The organism is Methylobacterium sp. E-045 (assembly GCF_022829685.1).
Classification (GTDB): domain Bacteria; phylum Pseudomonadota; class Alphaproteobacteria; order Rhizobiales; family Beijerinckiaceae; genus Methylobacterium.
Map to the genome: position 1 here is coordinate 1 of NZ_JAKSYE010000071.1, position 14,233 is coordinate 14,233.

General features: G+C 64.5%; 11 protein-coding genes and 1 pseudogene. 2 read left to right on the forward strand and 10 right to left on the reverse strand.

All coding sequences use genetic code 11. The features are described from left to right. The 7 genes and pseudogenes from MKK51_RS10150 to MKK51_RS10180 all read right to left on the reverse strand — a co-directional run. Window positions 1-210, reverse strand: a pseudogene (locus tag MKK51_RS10150) (hypothetical protein); the annotation flags it as partial. 73 nt (window positions 211-283) lie between these two features. After that, the gene (locus tag MKK51_RS10155; protein ID WP_243976824.1) at window positions 284-481 is read right to left on the reverse strand and encodes a hypothetical protein; all 198 of its coding nucleotides are present in this window, start codon (window positions 479-481) and stop codon (window positions 284-286) included. A gap of 32 nt (window positions 482-513) precedes the next feature. Then, on the reverse strand, window positions 514-1,095 hold the full coding sequence (locus MKK51_RS10160) for a hypothetical protein (protein ID WP_243976825.1): 582 nt from the start codon (window positions 1,093-1,095) through the stop codon (window positions 514-516). Beyond that, window positions 1,092-2,684, reverse strand: coding sequence for an FAD-dependent oxidoreductase (locus tag MKK51_RS10165; RefSeq protein ID WP_243976826.1), 1,593 nt, complete (start codon window positions 2,682-2,684; stop codon window positions 1,092-1,094). The genes MKK51_RS10160 and MKK51_RS10165 overlap by 4 nt, the downstream gene beginning before the upstream one ends. A gap of 3 nt (window positions 2,685-2,687) precedes the next feature. Further along, window positions 2,688-4,799 carry a hypothetical protein gene (locus MKK51_RS10170; protein WP_243976827.1) on the reverse strand — a complete coding sequence of 704 codons (2,112 nt, stop codon included), beginning with the start codon at window positions 4,797-4,799 and terminating at the stop codon, window positions 2,688-2,690. A gap of 72 nt (window positions 4,800-4,871) precedes the next feature. Further along, window positions 4,872-5,276 (reverse strand): hypothetical protein, encoded by a 405-nt coding sequence (locus MKK51_RS10175; RefSeq protein WP_243976828.1) that lies wholly within the window; start codon window positions 5,274-5,276, stop codon window positions 4,872-4,874. Window positions 5,277-5,286: 10 nt separating this feature from the next. Beyond that, window positions 5,287-6,438: a hypothetical protein gene (locus tag MKK51_RS10180; protein WP_243976829.1), complete on the reverse strand. Its 1,152-nt coding sequence runs from the start codon at window positions 6,436-6,438 to the stop codon at window positions 5,287-5,289. Between the two features lie 267 nt (window positions 6,439-6,705). On the opposite strand from MKK51_RS10180, the gene MKK51_RS10185 reads away from it, so the two are divergent. Then, window positions 6,706-7,665: a hypothetical protein gene (locus MKK51_RS10185; RefSeq protein WP_243976830.1), complete on the forward strand. Its 960-nt coding sequence runs from the start codon at window positions 6,706-6,708 to the stop codon at window positions 7,663-7,665. Further along, window positions 7,643-7,858 carry a hypothetical protein gene (locus MKK51_RS27540; RefSeq protein WP_409565656.1) on the forward strand — a complete coding sequence of 72 codons (216 nt, stop codon included), beginning with the start codon at window positions 7,643-7,645 and terminating at the stop codon, window positions 7,856-7,858. Before MKK51_RS10185 ends, MKK51_RS27540 begins: the two co-directional genes overlap by 23 nt. An 86-nt stretch (window positions 7,859-7,944) precedes the next feature. Here the strand turns inward: MKK51_RS27540 and MKK51_RS10190 are convergent, their stop codons facing one another. The 3 genes from MKK51_RS10190 to MKK51_RS10200 all read right to left on the reverse strand — a co-directional run bounded on the left by MKK51_RS10190 (window position 7,945) and on the right by MKK51_RS10200 (window position 14,153). Then, window positions 7,945-8,349: a hypothetical protein gene (locus tag MKK51_RS10190; protein ID WP_243976831.1), complete on the reverse strand. Its 405-nt coding sequence runs from the start codon at window positions 8,347-8,349 to the stop codon at window positions 7,945-7,947. A gap of 522 nt (window positions 8,350-8,871) precedes the next feature. Continuing rightward, complete coding sequence (locus MKK51_RS10195) at window positions 8,872-12,069, reverse strand: hypothetical protein (RefSeq protein WP_243976832.1); 3,198 nt, start codon at window positions 12,067-12,069, stop codon at window positions 8,872-8,874. Beyond that, window positions 12,069-14,153 (reverse strand): hypothetical protein, encoded by a 2,085-nt coding sequence (locus MKK51_RS10200; protein ID WP_243976834.1) that lies wholly within the window; start codon window positions 14,151-14,153, stop codon window positions 12,069-12,071. Before MKK51_RS10200 ends, MKK51_RS10195 begins: the two co-directional genes overlap by 1 nt. Window positions 14,154-14,233 lie beyond the last annotated feature (80 nt).

The window sequence follows — 14,233 nt, forward strand, 5'->3', positions numbered from 1 at the left end:
GCGCTTACCGGTCTCGTGGAAGCTCGTCGCCAGGATGTAGGCGAGATGCCGGCGATCGAGCAGCACAGCGTGCAGCAGGAAGGCGTCGAGCAGGCGGTTCAGCCCGTCGACCTGGTCCTGCGTGAACGAGCCGAATAGGGAGCGGATCGACGCGAAGAAGCGGTCTCGGTCGAGGCGCGCGAAAGCGCCCGCGTCGGTGGACGAGGTCATGCGGGGCTCCATGATCGGGGCACGAAAAAGCCGCCCGGAGGCGGCTGATGGAAGATGCAGCGGGAGACCGGCCTCAGGGGGCCTTCAGCCCGTCGTCCTCACTCCATGTCCAACCGACGTCGCCGACGTCCGACGCAACGACGTGGAACTCGTCGGTCGCGAACAGCCGCTCGTAATTCGGAGACGCCGGGTCGGTCTCGAAGGTGATCTTGTCGACGACCTCGTTCGGGGCCTTCGACGTGTCGATGATGAGATGACGGGTCTGGGCCATGGCAGTCTTTCCGAAGTGATCCCGAAGGTAGCCTAGAACACCTCGTTCTGCCGAAGCAGCTCGCGGTAGACGGTGATGTTGAGCTTGAGGTTCTCAACCACCGTTGGCTTCCACAGCAGCCGCGCGAAGCGGCTTACACGCTGTTGGGCAATGGGGATGTCCACGACGAGCATGGCATCTTCCGTGGTCAGCGAGGAAAAGTCCGTCGTCGCCGGCACCAGAATGACGCCATCCCGGTTCGCCTTCGAGGACACCGTTCCCCGCAGCACGGTCGGAGCCTTCGTCGCGCCCCAGAACCGCAACCGCGTGACGACATAGGTGTCTTGGCCGTCCTGCGTGGCCATGCCGAGTTCGATGTCGTTCGTGGTCGAGCAGTCGACCCCCTCGGTGGTCATCAGGACGCCATCGGGCTTGCGCCGGATCGTGATCGGCCCCTCGACGCCGTCGTTGTTTTCGACCCAGATACCGTCGCGCCCGTGAATCGGTGCGCCCATGAGGACGGCACCGGTTTTGGTGCCGCCGACGTTGGTGACGACGCCCCGGCCAATGACCGAGACGGTGCCGCCGGAGCCGCCGCTGACGGCCCCGCCGAAGCCAGGAAACGGACCGCTCATACCTTCATCCCCAGGCTATCGGTGAGTTCACGGATCTTCGAGTAGGGCACCTCGGACACCGGGATGCCGTCACGAACGGCGACGAACGCGGCCACGCCTGCCGCCTCGCCGATCGACATCCAGGTCGGCTCCATGCGGAGCGAGCAGATGACGATGTCGCTGACTGCCGGGCAGCCGACCTCGAGCATGTTGCGGATGATCGCCGAGGGCGGCTTCAAAGCGGCGAACGGTAGGTTCCAGTACGAGCGACCGTCCTGGACGTCGTCGATCATATCGCCGTCTTGGGTGTAGCCGCCGCCCGGAATGGTCGAATGGCACTTGGCGTGGCTGTCGGCGTGGTAGCCGCCACGTCCCATTGCCTCGAGGACGGTGCCGCGCGCGCTGCGACCGATGTTCTCGAACGAAATCAGCCCGGACGACCGCATCCGGTGACTGGCGCGCACGTAGAGGTGCGAGGACCAGCCGCGCTGACCAAACCACTCGGTGACGTTGTGGTTTGGCGGCAAGCCCCAGAGGGCCATGTTCGCCCGCAGAGCCGGGTTCACACGCGGCGAGTTCTGCGCGAGGTAGTACCAGCCAGCCGTGTAGTAGTAGTGCCACGCCCAGAACAGTCGCCGCTGCGCCTTCGTCTTGCAGCGAACGTATTCCATCGGCGAGCCCCATTGAGAGCCGCCGTTGGTCGTCATGCAATATTGGTCGACGAACTGACCCGACGAGATCTGCTCGATGTTGGTATATTTTGAGCCGCGTTCGTTGATCCAGTCCTCGAAGTCGGCCTCGCGGAACGGGAGCCCGTCGGGACGCATCGGAGCCTGGAAGGGCAGGCGGTTCGGGTGCTGCGAGAACGTCGAGCGCCAGTTGTAGGCCATGACGCGCAGGTCGCCGAAGCCTTCAGCAACGGTCGTGTAGCCCTGGTTGCCCTTGATGATGTCGCCCTTGGCGTTCAGCAGAGCGGCCGGGAGCGTATTCCGGTTGTTGCTGTAGGCACCGGCGAGCAGCTCGTCGAATGTCGCGCGGTTCTCCGAGCGACCATAGGTGTAGGGCACCTTGGCGGCACGCCCGAGCTGCGCCTCGTAGGAGCAGGACAGGAACTGCTTGGCCTTGACCTGCCGTCCGTCGGCGAAGGTGACGACGCCACCGAGTTTCGTGAACTGATCGATCTGGAAGTCGACGATCTCGATGTCCCAGAAGGTCTGCAGCCCGGCCAACATTTTGTCGCGGGCATAACGACCCCATTCCGGCAAATACCGGCGCGGGAGATCGGCGTACTGCCGGCCGTAGCCACGGACCTCCGGCGTCGGCGGGGTAGTGCTGTTGTCGGCGGGCGAGCCGACGACAGCACCGTCGGCAATGGCCGCCACCTCGCAGTCGAGGAAGAACTTGCGACCGAACCCTGACAGGGTGTCGGTGCTAGCCCCGACCCCGACATAGTCGGGCAGGCCTAGGCCACCGGTGAGAAGCCCACCGGGCCATTGCGCCTCGTCGGCGATGGCTACTGAGGCGCCAAGGCTTTTGAGACGGGCACCGGCCGCAAGGCCGGCCCCGCCCGAGCCCATGATGAAAACGTCGACGTCTGCAACGATCGCCATGGCTCAGCCCCCCACAGCGGTGCGGAAGGTGGCCAGGAGCGAGACGAGCTTGTCGACCTGTGCGTCGGTCGGCACGGCGTCGTAGGTCTGCGCCTGGAACTCGAGCGTGCCGGTGTAGCCGAAGGTCAGGCCGCTCAGCGCATGCAGGCCGCCAATGTAGATGCTGCCGCTGCCGAGGGTCGCATCGTCGGCAACCTCGGCGATGTCCGACTTCAGCGTGCCATCCTTGTAGAAACGGATGCCGGCGTTGTTCGACCGGGTGTAGCCCTGGAGACCGCCGCGTCCACCTGCGGTCACGAGGAGCGATCCACCGCCGGTGTAGAGCGTGGTGACGGTGCCGGTACGGTTGGGGGCGACGCGGATGCCGCTGTTGCCCGTCGCGACCTTGGCGCTGCCGGCATCGGCCTGGTCCGCCGCGACGAACAGGCTGTGCTTGTTGACGGAGGTGGTCGTGGGGGTGACAAGCGTGTCGATCGCGTTGTTGCCGTTGAACACTGTTCCAGCGAACGAGGTGTCCGGAGGCGTCGAGCTGTTGATGACCACCCGGCCGAAGGTCCGGTCGGGATGGGCCCAATCGATCAGCCCGTCGAAGTTGTTCGGCGCACGCCCGACCCAGATCGAGCCGCCCTTCGCGCACATATCGATCCAGCCGCTTTCGAGCAGCCCGAGGTAGAAGTCGCCGATCCCAGCGCGGCGTGCGTCGGACATGCCGCCGCCGTAGCGTGCCAGGTGCTTCGCGGCGCGGGCCGGCGAGTTCGGATCCTTGTTGATCGAGCGCCAGAAGCGCAGTGTCACGGGAACGGCATCGCCGTTCGTGACGACCGAGACCCGCCCGGAAGGCGGGGGATCGTAGGTATACCCGGCGCCGGGGGCATAGGTGTCGGAACCGGAACCGAGATGCTCCGCATCCTTGCCGAAAGCGATCGTCGCGTAAGCCGTTTCGGACTGGTTCTTGAACGACAGGCGTCCGATGCCGGCGCCATCAAGCGGCTGGGCGACCGCGTCGACGGGCGCTTTCCCGAATTCGCCGGATGCGTTGAAGTCGAACGGGAATCGGTCTGCCAAGGCGACCTCCTGAATCCATAGGATGCTGTCGGGATGGGTGAGGTCCGCGAGCTCGCCCGTGGTCAGGTTCTTCAGGACGAGCCCGAACTGATCGCTGAGAGGGAGCGTCGTCGTGACGATCGACTTGCCGACCTCGATCGCGGCGGCGGTGGAGCCGGGGGGACCGATGCGGCGAATGGCGAGAGGATTGCCGAGGGCGGCGTAGACGCCGGGGTTCGGAACGGTGCCCGTTGCGGCGTCGTATCCGAACTCGCTGGTGATGCCCGCGTGTCGGCCCGTGTCGCCGACGAGCACTTCGTAGGTCGTCGTTGCGGAGGGGACGAGAGGTGCGATCTCGGCCCAGGTTCCTCGCGTGATGCGGTTGGAGCTCTGGGCGCGTTCGATGTTATCGACGCGGTCATCGAGGGGATCGACGGCCGCCGCGATGTCGGCGAGCGATGCCTTCTCGGCGATCGACTTCACCAAGTCCGAGCGGGTCTTTGAGAGATCCGAGTTCGTCGCTTTTTCGGCCAGCGCGTCCGAGATCGGGCCCGCAGCGACCATCTCCGCTTCGGATTTGTTGGCGACGTGGTCGAGCTCGATGAGGAGGCGCACCTCCTCGCCGGTCAGATCGGCATTGCCATCGCCAGCATTGCCCTTGATCGTGCCTTCCGGCGCTTCGACGAGATCGTCGTTCGCGATGAGGACCGGCGAGTCTGAACGGAACGCGTCAACGATCGGGTCATAGACCACCCGGTAGAGGCGCCCTTTGATCACCCGGGCGAGGGGCTGGCCCTCGATGTCGAGCCAGGGCTTGGCGACGGCGTCGTCGACCTCGATCCGTGGCGCACCGGTGAAGTCGCGGTTGGCTTGGACGAGGAAGCCGAGACCACGCTTCAGGGCCGCATCACCGGGCTCCGTCGATATGGTGAAGAGCGAGCCCGATCCGCCGGTAACGATCGCGTGGTCGTCGATGTCGAACCGAAAGGTCGTACCGTGGCGCGAGACGTCGATGCCTCGCCCGGACTCGGCGTCGATGGGAAAGACGGGCAGGCCAGATGAGCCGAGCATGCGGGTGCGCTCCGGGCATGAAAAAGCCCGCCGGGTGAGGGCGGGCGGAACGGGGTCAGACAGTCGGTCGGATCAGCGGATCTCGACGGGCTCGGCCATGATCTCGGCCGTCTCCGGACCGATCGTGAGGACGAGGCGGACGTCGTAGAGGCCAGGGCGGACCCGGCTCATGGCGGACGCGGGGAAAAGCGCCTCGACGAGGCCGGGGCTGACGATGACGAGCGAGCGGTCGGCGGTACTGGCGGTCAGGACGGGGGCAGGGCCGTCGCAACGGTCAACCGCCCCGTCCCAGCAGCCGCCGCGATCGAAGGGCGGGCGCGGTGTCACGGTGAGGACCACCAGCGAGGCGCGGCGGAAGTCGATCAGACCGTTGTCGGACTGGTCGAGGCGACCGTCGGCATAGGCGGAGCGAAACACACGGCGAAACCGCCATTGCCCGCCGCGCGAGACCGTGCCGAGGCTGTTCAGGAAGGCCATCGGCGCGCCCTCACAGCTTCAGGTAATAGGTGCCGAGACGCACCGGGGGGAGGTTGGTGAGCGGCCGCCCGCCGTCCGGGTTGACGATTGTCACGCCGAGGTTGACGGGCGGGAGATCGGACGAGACCTCGGCCTCCCCTGACCACATCGCATCGAGCGGGTAGGCCGTACCCCCGTCTCCGTTCGCGATCCTGTGCAGTGTGTCGTGCGTTTTATACGTCCGAGGCGGGTCGTCATAAGTGGTCGTCCCGCCCGGCATGGCGACGGGCAGGTTCCTGTTGCTGAGGTAGGACAGCGAGTCGCCGCCGATCTCCCCGGGGCGTTCCGCGTTCAGGACGGCAAAGCGCCCGGTGACGCTGCCTCCGGAGGCCGCCGCAGCCGAGAGGGTGACGGTGTTTCCGATGATGTCGGTGATGTACGTGCCGGCGGAGACCCCGGGAGCGTAGACGTACATTTCAGGGGCGACCCTGGAGATGTCGGGCACGGTCGCAGTTGGCGACCCTGCTGTGAGATTGATGGTCCGGAGCGCCTGGATGCGGCCAGCCGCCGTCGAACCCATCGTATCGAGGCCGCCGGCCAACGCCCCCTGCATGCTGGGAATGGCGATGGTCTTACCGAGGGCGAAATCGGCTGCCGCACCCGATGTGCCGCGCCCTCCGCTGACCGACACGATGTCATCGGCGAAGTTATTGTACAGGTACGTGAAGAGGTTCAGCGTGTCGGCATTGGCGCGCTCAGATGCGCCGGAGGTGGCATTCCCGATGCGGTTGCCGTTCATCCGGACCCAGCCCGGAAGGATCGCGCCGTCGGGGCGCCATTTGACGTCGCCCGTGCCGAAGTAGGACGCGGCATCCGGCGCCGGCGCCGGGTTCACCGGATCCACGACCGGGGCGGCTACGCCGAGGCCGTCGTCGTACCAGAGCTCGACGCCGCCCGTGCCGAGGATCTGCTCGGCATAGAGCCCAGCGGGGAGATAGACACGAGGGAATCGCCCGTTCGCATCGGCAACGACCGGCTGTTGATGCGCCTGCGTCAGTCCGGGGTTCGAGTAGGCGACGAGCGGCGTCGTGGTCCCGCCGGCGAAGAAGTTCGCCTTCAGGTCGAGGTACGGCCGGCCGGAGCCGTCGAGCACCTGAGTGCGTGAACGCGGCCAAGCCGGCATGCGGGGCTCCTGACATGCAAACGGCCGCTCTGGTGGAGCGGCCGGCGTCGAAGGTGCTGGAATGAAAAAGCCCCGCGGTGAGGCGGGGCCGTGGTCGGGCGGCGGAGTTCTCGCGCACGTCTCTCGACGGTGGCGGTTTCCGATGGATTGCCCGTCGGGTCAAGGGGCAAAGGGACTGAAAGCGGATCTTCGCAGCGCCCCTGCCCCTGGCCGTTCGTATTTCAGACGGTTAACGCGGAATTAACTAACTCCGTCGAAAATTATCAAATGGACAGCAAAGACTTCAAATTCGGACCTCACTACTGGGCAATGCATGGGCTGCTGTCGCCGCCGCCAAAGACACCCGGCCTAATAAACACGCACAAGAATTACATAGCCAATCTTTCTCGGATACATAATATGCAATATATGCTTCCTGGCATAATTGCTCCGATTATTATCATTGAAAAAACAGGAACGCACGCCCTCCTTGAATTAGAATCTAAGGAGCCAGCCGCAGACCAGCAGCGTAGAGACCAATATGCCTTGGAGAAAATATCTGAGGCAGTTGCCGCTTTTGATTCAGATGCAGTTGCAATGTCGCAAGGCAGTCCGCCAACGCGGAGGTGGTTGGAGCTGCAGGGGCGCACGTTTCATATGCTCAAGATCGTATCCACGGACTTCTCGAGCATTGAGCAATCTCTTGAGTCATGGTTAGCTTCAATTATCGTCGAGTGTTGGGGTACTTTTGAAGTCATGGCCGGCGACCTTTGGGAAGCTGCGCTCAACACTCACCCGAACATATTATGCGAAATGAGGGGCAAAAAGAAAGAAGAAATGGAGGGAAAGACCTTTCCGCTAAAGCTAATGCAAAAATATGATTATGATCTAAAGCATAAGATGGGGTCAATCTGGAGGACCGACCTTAGTTTGGCAAGCCTTGCCAGCATACAATCAGCGTACAAGGCAGCATTTTGCATTGACAATAAATCGATATTAGGAGCAATCGACTCGACAGAAATATTGCGCATCAGCGCCATGAGAAACATCATAGTTCATAATTCAAGCAAATTTGACCAACAGTATCTCAATCTCGTCAGCAAAGATTTGAAGACCCCCAAGGGGGCAGTTGGGGAATCGTTGCCACCATTTCTCGATTACGAGTTCATTGAGGAGATGTTACTCCCGTTTGTGGAACGCTCCGTGGAGCTTATCAATGCCGTCGATGACTGGATCCAAAAAAACTGAACAAGAGAGTTCACTCCTGGAGCGCATCGTCCTCGAGCGCGTTTGCGACGATTGTGGGGGCGAAGGGCGTATCCAATACACCGGCACCTGCCCGTTCTGCGACGGCGGCGGCTACATCCCAACCGAAGATGGCGAGAAGATCCTCGCCCTCGTTTTCCACTCTCGGCTTGGTCGCAGACCGCGAGACGATTGATCGGCGATAGCCCCACGCCAGACCTCCTGCTATCGTCCCGGCATGCCCCGCTGGCTCTTCCGCCGGGGCAAATGCTCATGAGCATGTTAGCGTTCACGAAGAGATTTTTCGGACACGCCAAGCTCGATGCTATGCACAAAGCGGATAGTATCTAGCGGCTGGATCGCGGCGAACCTTCCCTCATTTTCGACCGCAGGCGCTCGTATTCTGGACCATATCCAGACCGGTAAATGGTCGCGGCCAGCCGCCAAGGATTGGTCGAAAGCTTGTTCAAAAGCATCGGCGCCAAGTTCATCCCCCCATATTTCCAAAACAAATATGGGAAAGGCCGACCCAGCATGGTCATATTGATTTGTATAAGCAATTCCCAAGCTGTCGGCATGAGCATGCTTATTCTCATGAGCCGACGGATCGGTGTTGAAAGTCAAATGGGCCGTAACATGCTCCCCTAACGACCCCGGCTCCGCACCAAGACTGCCGCGATAATCCACATCTCGCTTCAGAGACCGGGAGCCGTACTGCCACGCGGCTTGTACATTCTTTCGACGCACAATCATCATAGTGTGGAATGCAGCTTCTGGCCCTTCCGTAACCTCAGACCATAGGCTTTCTGTCCAGAGGAAGCGGGTAGGCGGCTGGATTGCAGGCGCTGACGATCTAAAGAAACCCATTCCCGTCCGCTCTCTCATTCGTGGATCGCGGCACTTGCAGCATGGATTCTCACGTCTGGCCAGTTCGAACGGCACGCGGAACAGATAGCCTCGCGTCTGGGAGGATTGTATGGTGCGCAAATGTCCCGCAGCCTCTCCCGCCCCCTTTGGATGTTCGTACAGGCTACGACCATCGCGTGGCTTACTTGGAGCGCATTCCACAACGGCGATGTGTATCCAGATCCGGAAATGTCCGGACCATTCGCGCTTGTCGTGATTGCGATGGCTGCAACCCTCATGGTTGCCTTCGCCACCGCAGTCCTCACCAACGTTTGGGACTGGCTCTTTCGAAATTTGCAGAACCTACCGTACCGCAGCGGCCGGGCGGTCTCCCGACTGCGCGCCGCGCGCCGTCAGCGACACCAGACGATTGAGCAGGGCGATGGTCGAAGCGCCCGGTTGGGCGTTAGCGAGCTGCGCCAGACGCCGTCCACCCTCCGGGGTCGTGAATAGCCGAGACAACTCCTCGACGTTCTTGCCCGCCTGCCAGTTGTCGAACGCGTTCATGATGCGCGTCGGCAGCTTGAAGCCGCCGGTCGCAGCTGCGCCAGCGAGCTCGCGTTTCAACCCGCCATCCTTCAACTCCTCGCGCAGGGCGGTGTTGAACGTCGTCTTCGAGCCAATACCCTGACGCTGGCCCGTCGCTTCCATGATGTCGAGGAAGCGAGAGAAACCGGCATTGATGGCGGCGCCATCGGGGAGGGCGCGGAGCGCGGCCGAGAGGTTTTCCGCCTGCAGCTCGTTCCCCCGGATGACGGCAGCGAACCTCGCGCCACCACCCTGGTTCGGACCTGACTGAAGCCGCTGCGTCGCTTCCTTGAATTCCGTCTCCAGATGGATGCGGACGAGCTCGCGGCCGGCGCGCTGGTCGTTCCGGACAACGGCCTTGATAGCTGACGTCACGTCCTGCGCCGATCCTGCCGTGGGCTTCGACGGGAAGAGCACCGCGATGGCTTTCTTCACGTCGGGCCGCTCGGCAAGCTTGCCCAGCGGTGAGCGCTCCACCGCAGCCATGCCATCCCGCGCCACGACCACCCGTTCGAGGCGATGGTAGACGTCCGGCATCTCGCCCAGCACGTCGGCATGGTCCCGCATCAGCCCGTGCAGCTTGTCCGGATCGATGACACCGCGCTTGTCCGTGGCGCCGTCGAGGATCTTCGTCGTCCAGTTGCCCTCGTAGGCTTGGCGAGCTCGCGGCGTGGCGTTGGCGAGGAACTCGCGCGCGGCCGTAGCGCCCTGCAGATGGCTCGGCACCTGTTCGGTGGGCGTCGCCATACGGCCCGTGTTCGGATTCTGCTGGACGACAGTGGCGAGGGGCGTATTGCCGGTGAAGGGCTCGATCGGGCGCGAGTTCGCAGCGAAGTTCGCGTCGGCCGTCGCCACCTCCGGCACGGCTTTCAGCTGCCCGTCGAGGGTCGAGCGGGCAATCTGCAGATCGCGGACCTTCGTGGCGTCGCCGATTTCGCGGGCCGACGAGATGGCCTGATCGAGACGCTCGCGAGCGTGGAGCAGTCCCTCGATGCTGAGATCGGTCTCACCGCCGGGGCCGTGCAGATCCTTGCGAGCCTGGACGAGGGCGCCGCGCACGTCGCCTTTCGCGGTGCGCATTTGCGTGTCGATCGCGTCGAGGGCCGCTTGCGGGTTCACCTGGCCGAACCGCACGTCGGGAATCGTCTCGGTGACGGTGGTCGACTTCACATACGGGTCGAGCGGCCCCTTCATCGCGCCAACGGTGCGCTCGTAGGCCTTCAGCGGGTCGGTTTCCTCGCCCCGCATCAGGGCGCCGACGACGCGCTCGCGGATATCCGGGTGGATGCCCTTCGGGTCGATCTCGACGCGGGCGAGATCTTCGTCGAAGCGGCCCTCGGCCAGCGATCGGGCGTTCGCATAGTCGTCGGCAGCCTGACCGCTGGCGGCGCGCCCCTTCGGACGGCCGGCAGCATCGAGCGGGTAGGACGGAAAGCCACGCTGCTCATTCTGCAGCTTGCGCAACAGTTCCGACGTGATGTCACGCGCCATGCCGCCGTCGGCATCGGGGCGGAAGTAACCCTCCTCGATCAGACGCTCGCGCCAGAAGTTGTCGAGGCCCTTGCCGTCCGGGCGGGCGACCTTGCCGACACCGGGTACCATGAAGCGATGCAGGTCGGTCGCCGCCGCATCGCCATCCAGGCGGAGGCCGCCGTTCCGAGCGATGAAGCGGGCGAGGCTTTCGCCCTGCGGATCGTCGGCGATGACACCCGGCCGCTCGAAGGCCTCGGCCGGGCGAGGCGCATCGGCCTCGAACTGCGGACGCGAGAAGGCCGGCTGGGTGACGATCGGTTCGCCCGGGCGCTCCACCTCAATGGTGCGCTCGATGCCAACGCGATCAGGGACGTTCTTCGCCGCCGCATAGTCGACGTCAGCCTGCGCCTTCCGGGCGGCCTCGCGGGCGTCGACCACACCCCGAAGCTCGGGCTGGATTACCTGTCCGGCTTGGTCAGCGGTGATGCGCGGGCCGGTAGCCTCGCGAGCCTGCGCCAGTGCGATGCCCTCCGGAGTCTGTGCGACGCCGGCGCGAGCTGCGTCCTGGACAGCGCCACCGACACGGGCAGGGGAAGCGCCGGCCGGGGCGATGCCGTCGAGCGCCGTGCCGCCGGCAGTCGCGATCTGGTCCGGACGCTTCGCGAAGAAACTGGACATGCCGCCTTCGCCCTCGACGACGCGCATCACGTCACCAAGCCGGTTCGGTCCAACAACCTGCTGCACAGCCTCCGGCCATGACAGTGGTACGCCGCGAGCGGAGGCATCCGTCTCGAGCGACTGGATCCGGGTGACCTCGTCCGGCTTCAGCGTGCCGGCAGCGCGGTCGAAGATGCGCTCTGCAGAGCTGCGCCGACCGACAGCGCCAGCGCCGAGGCCGGTTGCCAATGCCGCGCCACCGCGAGCCCACGGTTCGGCCGCCGTGCCCTTCGTCGCCTGTCCGGCCGTCTCACTGACAACCGCCGGAGCCAGAGCGAACTTCGCCAAGCTGGCAGCCGACTTTCCAGCCCCGGGCAGGAACTCTCCGGCCGTGCGCGCATACTCGCCGGCTGTGGTCTGCGGCTCATAGAGCGGCTGTGTCGACGACTCGAGGGCCTTGATCGCGGACTCACCCGGTTTTGGCAGATCAGACGGAGACGGAACGCTCCCCGTGGAACGGGTATCAAGCCCCAGATCCGAGTTTGGCTTTCCACCAAAAGCACGGATTGCGCCACGTGCTGCTATGCCGGCCCCCTTATCCAACAGCCCATAAGCGGTTTGGGGAAGATCAAGGAGACCCGCAGCGCCTCGGATGACGCCAGCGCCTGCCGACTGCGCTACATCGGCCGCGACCGAACCCGCACGGGAAAGCGCGGACGGCTGAGCAGGATCAGCCGCCTTCGGACGAAACTCCGCCCAGGCATCAGCGCTCGCGGCCGGAGCCGCAGGCGAAGCATCGGGGGCAGGCGCAGGCCGAAACGCGGCCCAGGGATCTTCAGCCATCAGGGCACAACACCTTCCGTACCGTCGGGCAGGATGATCTTCGTCCCGCTCTTGTACCGCTTCTTGACGTCCTCGGGCTTCATCGTCGCCGGTATATTGATCGGCAACGTGGTGTCCGGCTGCTTGGGCGTCGGGGAGGCCTTCGACACAGGAGCGGCTTCGCTCTTCGACGCCGCCGGCGCAACGCTGGCATCCCGCATGTCCGCAAAGAGATCAGGCTTGCCCCGAAGGCTCTTCCGGAAGTTGAACTCGAACTCCGAAACCTTGATGGGTTTGCCGGCCTCCTGCTGGGCCTGCTGATACTCCGACCAGGCGTCACCGAACTCAAGATTCCGCTGTTGGACGCGCTTCAGGATCTCGATGGCCGTGCGATTGGCCTCGGGACGGTTCGAGATCTTCGGGAAGATATCGGTCAGGAACTCGCGGTCGGTGTTCGAGAAGTTGTTCGACGGGAACCCGCCGCTGCCGATCATGCCGGTGACGAGCTCGTTCGTGAGCTTCGTCGCAATCTGGGCCGTCACCGCCTGCTGAGGGTTCAGGCCAAGATTCTTGATGGTATCATCCGAGATGCCGAGTGCCTGCGCCAGGCCGACAACCTTGGTTTCAGTTGGGCCGAGCGTACCGGTCGTGGCATTGTCTAGGACGCCGCCGAGCATGTTCAGCTTTGCGATCTGGTCGGGCGCCTTCATCGCGCTGGCCTCGATCGTTTCAGCACGCTTGCCGCGCAGCTTGCCCAGCTCCTTCGCTTCCTCGGTCTCGCCGGCACCGATCTGGTTCGTGACGGAAACGCCCTTGCCCGTCATGAGCTGAGGCACCCCTTTGGCATCGTAGTAGCCGGGGGCGTTTGGGGCGGCATTCGGCGGCGGCTGGACGACTTGGCCGTCCGGCCCGACTGATCCCCATACCCGCACGCCTGCGTTGCCCAGCGAGAGCTTCCGCGGAGAGGCGTTGCCGTCATCCGGGTCAACGACGTACTGCGTGCCGTCCTCGGCCTTGACGATCTGCGTGCGAGGCTTCGTGGCCTGCATGACGATGCTACGCTCGCCGGTGAGACTGTTCACCTTGAACTGATTGCCATCGGCATCGGTCTCGTTCGTGAAGTGGGGCCCGACGCCGGTCACCGGGATGATTTGACCGGTGCGCGGGTTCACCCAGGACGAGACACCGTTCACAGAGTCCATTTTCCACGGGCTGTCCTTACCCGTCACGAGCGCCTGATAGACCTGCGTGGCCATGGCGCGGGTGTTGGGGTTCTTCCAAGCCGCCTTGAGGATCTCAGCCTGCTCGGGCGAGATGCGGGGCGTACCGGCAGTCCCGCTACCGCCGAAACCGCCGAACCCCTGCGCCACTGGCGCGGCGGCGGGTGCAGCCGCAGGAGCGGGCTGGCCGGGAATCTGGAACTGCGCGGGCTGTCCGCCAGCGACCGGCATGTCGGCTTCGGGGGACGCCTGCGCGGATGCGACGGCGGTCGGCGCCGCAGGAAGCGCGTTCGGGTCGAATCCTCCCTGCGCCTGCGATCCGAGGAACGTCGGAACGCGAGCGCCGGTCGGCCGAGAGGGGGATACTGGCATGGTCGCGGGAGCGCCGGCCGACATCATGCTCGGGACGCCCGCGACGGCACCGCCAGCGGGCAGGGCCGGCGTCGCCACGGGCTCGCGGCTGACGAAGCGACCAGTCCGCTCGGCATAGACCTCGCCGGCCGTCTTCGGCGAGCCGTCGCGATTGAAGAAGATCGAGCGGTTGGCGCGCGCGGCGCCAGGGCTGACGAAAGCGGTCGCGGGCGCGTCCGGGTTGTTGATCGCGCCGGGGATGAACTTCGTCGCGCCGCCGGCGCCGAGGAAGTGGGCGACGTAGAGGTTGCCCGGGTTGATCGGGATGCCCTTGCCGGAGAGGATTCCCGCGTTGTCGCTGGTGAAGGCGGCCATCGCCTTTTCCTGCTGGGCGGGATCCTTCCATCCACCCGGCTGGAGGCCGAGTTCGGGGTGCGCCTTCGCTACGCTCTGCCAGGTCGAGTCGGTGAACTGGTACCGGCCCTTGGCGGTGCTGTTCGGGTTGGCGGCGAGATCGTTGCCGCCCGATTCCACGGCGCGGGTCGTCTTCAGGTAATCGCCGATGGCGCCACCGGACGCGGTGAAGGTCGGCGCCTTCGTTCCGGTATCCTGGC